This is a genomic window from Streptomyces niveiscabiei (assembly GCF_001419795.1).
Taxonomy (GTDB): Bacteria; Actinomycetota; Actinomycetes; order Streptomycetales; family Streptomycetaceae; genus Streptomyces; species Streptomyces niveiscabiei.
In genome coordinates, this window is sequence record NZ_LIRL01000547.1 from 1 (window position 1) to 5,735 (window position 5,735).

A 5,735-nucleotide genomic window follows, 5' to 3' on the forward strand; every position below is an offset into this window, starting at 1 on the left:
TGTTTCACGTGAAACACCCCAAGCGCGCCAATCGGGTGTTTCACGTGAAACATGTCGACCCCTATGCCGGTTCGACCACCGTCGCCCTGCTGACCGTGACCACCCGGTCCCCCCGCTCCAGCGCGCCGAGGCCGGGGTCCGCGTAGTCCAGCAGCTTCTTGCCCCGGACCACCGCGACGATCAGGTCCCCGCAGGCGCGGGGTGCCATGCCGATCTCCTCCGGTGCGACCGGGCGTTCCACGATGTCCAGGCCGCTGCCCAGGGTCATCAGGTCCTCCAGCGTGTTCGCGACGACCGGGCTGACCATGGCGACGCCGAGGAGGCGGCCCGCCGAGCTGGAGCTGGTGATCACCGTGTCGGCGCCGCTCTGCTTCAGCAGGGGTACGTTCTCGTCCTCGCGGGCCGCGACGACGATCGTGGCGCGGCGGTTCAGCTGGCGGGCCGTCAGGGTGACCAGGGCCGTCGTGTCGTCCCGCTGGGGGCAGACGATGACCTGGGCCGCCGTGTGGACCTCCGCCTTGAGGAGCGTCTCCGAGCGGGTCGCGTCGCCGGTCACCGCGACGAGGCCGTCCTCCGCGGCCGTCATAACCGCCTTCTTCTGGGCGTCCACGATGACGATCCTGTCCTTCGCGATGCCCTGTCCGACCAGGGTCTCCGCCGCGTGGCGGCCCTTCGTGCCGTAGCCGACGAGCACGACGTGGTCGCGCAGGCGGGAGCGCCAGCGGTGGACGCGGACCTGCTGGCGGGTGCGCTCGGTGAGGACCTCCAGGGTCGTGCCGACCAGGATGATCAGGAAGACGACGCGGAGCGGGGTGATGACGACGATGTTGATGAAGCGGGCCGTGTCGCTGACCGGGGTGACGTCGCCGTAGCCCGTCGTCGAGAGCGTGACCGTCGCGTAGTACGCGGAGTCCAGGAGGTCCACCGGGCCGTCGGAGTTGTCGTTGTAGCCGTCGCGGTCGATGTAGACGAGGAACGTCGTCAGCGCGAGCACGAACAGGGCCAGCAGCAGGCGTTTCAGCACCTGCTGGAGCGGGGGGACGCCGTTGCGGGTCGGCATCGTCACCGCGCGGCTCGCCTCCGCGTCGTCGCGGTCGTCGGAGCGCGAGCGGTACCACAGGGTGCGGAACAGGGAGAGTCTGCTCAGCTTCCTCGGCTGACGCGGGTGGTCCTTCATGCGTGCCCCCCTGGGGTGGTGATCCGGTCGATGGGCACCATGGTTGTCCATGTTCCGCCGAGCATTCCGGAGGCCCTCCTTGCGTGACCACACTGTCGTCGTCGGATTCGGTACGAAGGGGCGTTCCGCGATTCGGACCGCCTGCGCGTCTGGGCTGCGCCGGGAGCAGGTCGTCGTGGTCGATCCGAGCGTGAAAGTGATCGAGGCGGCCACGGCCGAGGGGTACGAGGGGGTCGTGGGGGACGCCACCAGCGGAACGTCCGCATCCGCATCGCGTGCCGCAGCCGCGCCGCCTTCGCCTTCCTCGGCTGGACCCGGTCCCGCAGCTCCCGCGCCTCCGCCAGCTCCCTGAGGAAACGGGCCCGGCGCCGACGCCGGTCGGCCGCGCTCTCCGCACTCTCTGGGGACTCTTCTTCGCTTTCCGGCACAGTTCACACCACCCCGGTCCAAGTCGGTCATCCCCACTGTCCTCCAGTTCGGGGGTCCGACGCCAGAGCGACCCGGGGGCGTGCCCGGTTAATCTGGACGTATGCGTCTCCACGTCGTCGACCACCCCCTGGTCGCTCACAAGCTCACCACGCTGCGCGACCAGCGCACGGACTCCGCGACCTTCCGCCGCCTCGCCGACGAACTGGTCACCCTCCTCGCCTACGAGGCGACCCGGGACGTACGTACGGAACAGGTCGACATCACGACCCCGGTCACCGACACGACCGGCGTCAAGCTGTCCCACCCCCGCCCCCTCGTCGTACCGATCCTCCGCGCGGGCCTCGGCATGCTCGACGGCATGGTCCGCCTCCTGCCCACGGCGGAGGTCGGCTTCCTCGGCATGATCCGCAACGAGGAGACCCTGGAGGCGTCCACGTACGCCACCCGCATGCCGGAGGACCTCTCCGGCCGCCAGGTGTACGTCCTCGACCCGATGCTGGCCACCGGCGGCACCCTGGTCGCGGCGATCCGCGAACTGATCCGCCGGGGCGCGGACGATGTGACAGCGGTCGTCCTGCTCGCCGCGCCCGAGGGCGTGGAACTGATGGAACGCGAACTGGCGGGCACCCCGGTGACGGTGGTGACGGCAGCGGTGGACGACCACTTGAACGAACAGGGCTACATCGTGCCGGGCCTGGGCGACGCCGGGGATCGCCTGTACGGCGCGGCGGAGTAACCCGGGCTCAACAACCCTTCTTGGCACCCTCGTTGGCGGCCTTCTTCGGCACGCTCAACGCAGCAAGCGCCTTGGTCGCGTCAGCCGGCGCGGCCAGGGCCCTGAAGCCGTTGCCGATGATGAGGTCCACGGACGCGTCCTTCCGGGCCGCGTCCATCTTCCGTGCCGCGCCCGGGAGTTGAACGCCCAGCACGGACAGCGACGTACCGGACGCGGCGGGCACCCCCACCAACACCCCTGTCCCGGCGACCTTCTTGTCGAACTGCGCGGGCGCGTTCCCGACCTGGCCGACCTTGAACCCCCGCTTCCTCAGCTCGTCGGCGGTGGTTTTCGCGAGCCCGCTACGGGTGGTCGCGTTGAAGACGTTCACGGTGATCTGCGCGGGCTGGGGAAGCGCCACGGCGGCCGTCGTAGGAACCGCCTTCTTGGGCGCACACGTGCCGGCCGCGGCGGACGCGGTACCGCCGCCACCGGTGAAGACATCGACGAGCTGCATCGTCCCCCACCCCGCGACCCCGAGCACGGCCCCGCACGCGACGACGACCACAACGAGCCGACCTCGCCGCCGAGATCGCCGCATGCGCGGGTACTTGTCGCCTGTGATGCGGTACTTGCCGCCCATGCCGGGGGGAGTCAGCATGCTCATGGGCGCAGCGTAGTGCTCCGGCGCGTCCGTGACTAATAAACGATCATCCGACACCGCGCGGTCACACGGATTGCACCCGAAAGGGGCAACGAGGCCACCCGCCGGGGACCGTCACTCCAGTTCGAGCACCCGCGCGTGCAGCACCTGCCGCTGCTGGAGCGCGGCCCGCACCGCCCGGTGCAGCCCGTCCTCCAGATACAGATCGCCCTGCCACTTCACGACGTGCGCGAAGAGGTCGCCGTAGAACGTCGAGTCCTCCGCGAGCAGGGTCTCCAGATCGAGCTGCTGCTTCGTGGTCACGAGCTGATCGAGGCGGACCGGACGCGGTGCGACGTCCGCCCACTGCCGGGTGCTCTCCCGGCCGTGGTCGGGGTACGGCCGGCCGTTTCCGATGCGCTTGAAGATCACACGGAAAGCCTACCGGCCCAGACCTTCCGGGCGCAGCCACGGCGGCGGAGTGCGACGCTGCAAATAACGTCATGTACCGAGGCAAACCGGGAACGAGGGACAGGCGATGAGTACGCAGCCGCAGCCGACGGGCGCGAACGGGCCGACCCCGGGCGGGGGGACGGAGATCACGGCCGGGGGTACGGAGGCCGCTGAGACCCCGGCCGAGGTCGCTGAGATCGCGGCCGGGTACGCCTTCACGGGCCCCGCGCTCGACCTCGGCGCCCTCCTCTGGGAGAACACGCCCCACCCCGAGGCCCCCGTCCGTATCCCGCTGCCCGTCCTCAACCGCCACGGCCTGGTCGCGGGCGCGACGGGCACCGGCAAGACGAAGACGCTCCAGCTGATCGCCGAGCAGCTCTCCGCGCAGGGCGTCCCGGTCTTCCTCGCGGACGTGAAGGGCGACCTGTCGGGGGTGTCGGCACCCGGCCAACCCGGCGAGAAAGTGCAGGCCAGAGCAGCCGAAGTAGGCCAGAAATGGACCCCCGCCGGATTCCCCGCGGAGTTCTACGCCCTCGGCGGCATCGGCCACGGCATCCCCGTACGCGCCACCATCACCAGCTTCGGCCCGGTCCTGCTCTCCAAGGTGCTCCAGCTCAACCCCACCCAGGAGCAGTCCCTCGGCCTGATCTTCCACTACGCCGACACGAAGGGCCTCGAACTCCTCGACCTCAAGGATCTGCGCGCGGTGGTCGCCTTCCTGACGTCCGACGAGGGCAAGGCGGAGCTCACGACCATCGGCGGCCTCTCCACGGCGACGGCGGGCGTGATCCTGCGTTCCCTCACCGCGTTCGAGGCGCAGGGCATGGCCGACTTCTTCGGCGAACCCGAATTCGACACGGCCGATTTCCTCCGGCTGTCCCCCGACGGCCGGGGAATCGTGTCGGTCCTGGAACTCCCGGCGATCCAGGACAAACCGCAACTCTTCTCCACTTTCCTGATGTGGCTCCTCGCGGACCTTTTCCACGACCTCCCGGAGATCGGCGACGCCGACAAACCGAAGCTCGTCTTCTTCTTCGACGAGGCCCACCTCCTCTTCAACGGCGCCTCCAAGGCGTTCCTCGACTCCATCACCCAGACCGTCCGCCTCATCCGTTCCAAAGGGGTCGGCGTCTTCTTCGTCACCCAGACCCCCAAGGACGTCCCCGCCGACGTCCTCGCCCAGCTCGGCAACCGCGTCCAGCACGCCTTGCGCGCCTTCACCCCGGACGACCAGAAAGCGCTGAAAGCGACCGTCAAGACGTTCCCGAATTCCGCGTACGACCTCGAAGAACTCCTGACCTCGCTGGGAACGGGAGAGGCGGTCGTGACCGTCCTGAGCGAGAAGGGCGCGCCGACACCCGTCGCGGCGACGCGACTTCGGGCGCCGGAGTCGCTGATGGGGCCGATCGACGCGGGCGCCCTGGACGCGGCGGTCACGTCGTCCCCGCTCCACGAACGTTATGCACAGGCTGTGGACAGAGAATCGGCGTACGAGAAACTCCAGCGACGCGAGGCGGAGAAACCGGCGGTTCCTCGTGAGCGTGAGGAGCGCCAGTCGTCGATGGTGGAACAGGTCGTGGGCAGCGGCATGTTCACATCCCTGGCGCGGTCGATCGGTACGCAACTGGGCCGGGAAATCACGCGGTCCCTCTTCGGTACGGCGAGAAGAAGGCGGTGAGGTGGCGGACCGGTTCCTTTCGGTCCGCCACCTTCTCAGCTAACGGCTCTGCTCAGCCTGCGACTGGGGCTGCTGCTCGTTCTCCGTCCGCTTCTCCGTGGGCGCCGTACGCCGGGCTTCCGCGCGCAACAGGGCACGCAGGACCGCATAAGGATCTGTGGGCATGTTTCCTCGCTCTGCGTGAAGGATGAGGGGCTTTCGCTACGCCGCTCTCATCAGCACCGCAGAACCACACACCGCACGGAGGAAAGTCCCAACGGGACAAGAGCCGGGAAAAATTCACGCGCCGCTTTCCCGAACGCCCCGACACCCACCCCGGAAACGGACGCGGGCCGCAACACCTTCTCGACCCGGTCGACAGGCGCGGCACTCGGCCGCAGCCCGCTGTCGACGACGTCGTACTCGACGCTCTCCACAGCCATCGCCACACAGGGCACCGCGCAGGCTTCCCCCGGCACCAGGAGTGCGAGCACCACGACCAGCATCCGCAGCCAGAGCCGCGAGCGAGAAAGAAGCCGTGCACCACTCACACAAGGGGGATGCCCAAGGCGCGCGGGGATCGAGTCGCGAAAGGAGCGGATTCAACCCATTCGGGTGAGCGCAAGGGTTTTTAGGGGCGCGGGGAACTGCGCGATCAACC

Annotated in this window: 7 protein-coding genes and 2 pseudogenes; 3 read left to right on the plus strand and 6 right to left on the minus strand. The window is 69.0% G+C overall.

The features are described from left to right. Positions 1-61: 61 nt before the first annotated feature. A complete protein-coding gene (locus AOK24_RS25745) occupies positions 62-1,177 on the minus strand; it encodes a potassium channel family protein (protein WP_063799516.1) in 1,116 nt (371 codons plus the stop codon). Positions 1,178-1,247: 70 nt separating this feature from the next. Between AOK24_RS25745 and AOK24_RS46345 the strand changes: the two are divergent. Beyond that, positions 1,248-1,427, plus strand: a pseudogene (locus tag AOK24_RS46345) (NAD-binding protein); the annotation flags it as partial. On the opposite strand, the pseudogene AOK24_RS51140 reads toward AOK24_RS46345, so the two are convergent. Then, a pseudogene (locus AOK24_RS51140) lies at positions 1,426-1,605 on the minus strand (hypothetical protein); the annotation flags it as partial. The pseudogenes AOK24_RS46345 and AOK24_RS51140 overlap by 2 nt on opposite strands. Positions 1,606-1,706: 101 nt before the next feature. On the opposite strand from AOK24_RS51140, the gene upp reads away from it, so the two are divergent. Then, on the plus strand, positions 1,707-2,342 hold the full coding sequence (gene upp, locus AOK24_RS25750) for a uracil phosphoribosyltransferase (RefSeq protein ID WP_055722449.1): 636 nt from the start codon (positions 1,707-1,709) through the stop codon (positions 2,340-2,342). Between the two features lie 7 nt (positions 2,343-2,349). Here upp and AOK24_RS25755 read toward each other — a convergent pair whose 3' ends face one another. Further along, positions 2,350-2,964, minus strand: a complete 615-nt coding sequence (locus AOK24_RS25755) for a LytR C-terminal domain-containing protein (RefSeq protein ID WP_055722450.1) — start codon at positions 2,962-2,964, stop codon at positions 2,350-2,352. Between the two features lie 135 nt (positions 2,965-3,099). Next, positions 3,100-3,396 carry a type II toxin-antitoxin system VapB family antitoxin gene (locus AOK24_RS25760; protein ID WP_010352268.1) on the minus strand — a complete coding sequence of 99 codons (297 nt, stop codon included), beginning with the start codon at positions 3,394-3,396 and terminating at the stop codon, positions 3,100-3,102. Between the two features lie 106 nt (positions 3,397-3,502). Between AOK24_RS25760 and AOK24_RS25765 the strand changes: the two genes are divergently transcribed. After that, complete coding sequence (locus tag AOK24_RS25765) at positions 3,503-5,095, plus strand: helicase HerA-like domain-containing protein (protein ID WP_107104049.1); 1,593 nt, start codon at positions 3,503-3,505, stop codon at positions 5,093-5,095. 39 nt (positions 5,096-5,134) lie between these two features. On the opposite strand, the gene AOK24_RS52345 is transcribed toward AOK24_RS25765, so the two are convergent. Both AOK24_RS52345 and AOK24_RS25770 read right to left on the minus strand, forming a co-directional pair. Then, positions 5,135-5,260 carry a hypothetical protein gene (locus AOK24_RS52345; RefSeq protein ID WP_276206855.1) on the minus strand — a complete coding sequence of 42 codons (126 nt, stop codon included), beginning with the start codon at positions 5,258-5,260 and terminating at the stop codon, positions 5,135-5,137. Positions 5,261-5,310: 50 nt separating this feature from the next. Beyond that, on the minus strand, positions 5,311-5,571 hold the full coding sequence (locus AOK24_RS25770) for a hypothetical protein (protein ID WP_055722451.1): 261 nt from the start codon (positions 5,569-5,571) through the stop codon (positions 5,311-5,313). Positions 5,572-5,735: the final 164 nt, after the last annotated feature.

What these genes read in the sequence shown, in the direction of transcription:
- AOK24_RS25745 (WP_063799516.1), bottom strand. Translation starts at nt 1,177, where the DNA reads ATGAAGGACCACCCGCGTCAGCCGAGGAAGCTGAGCAGACTCTCCCTG.
- upp (WP_055722449.1), top strand. Translation starts at nt 1,707, where the DNA reads ATGCGTCTCCACGTCGTCGACCACCCCCTGGTCGCTCACAAGCTCACC.
- AOK24_RS25755 (WP_055722450.1), bottom strand. Translation starts at nt 2,964, where the DNA reads ATGGGCGGCAAGTACCGCATCACAGGCGACAAGTACCCGCGCATGCGG.
- AOK24_RS25765 (WP_107104049.1), top strand. Translation starts at nt 3,503, where the DNA reads ATGAGTACGCAGCCGCAGCCGACGGGCGCGAACGGGCCGACCCCGGGC.
- AOK24_RS52345 (WP_276206855.1), bottom strand. Translation starts at nt 5,260, where the DNA reads ATGCCCACAGATCCTTATGCGGTCCTGCGTGCCCTGTTGCGCGCGGAA.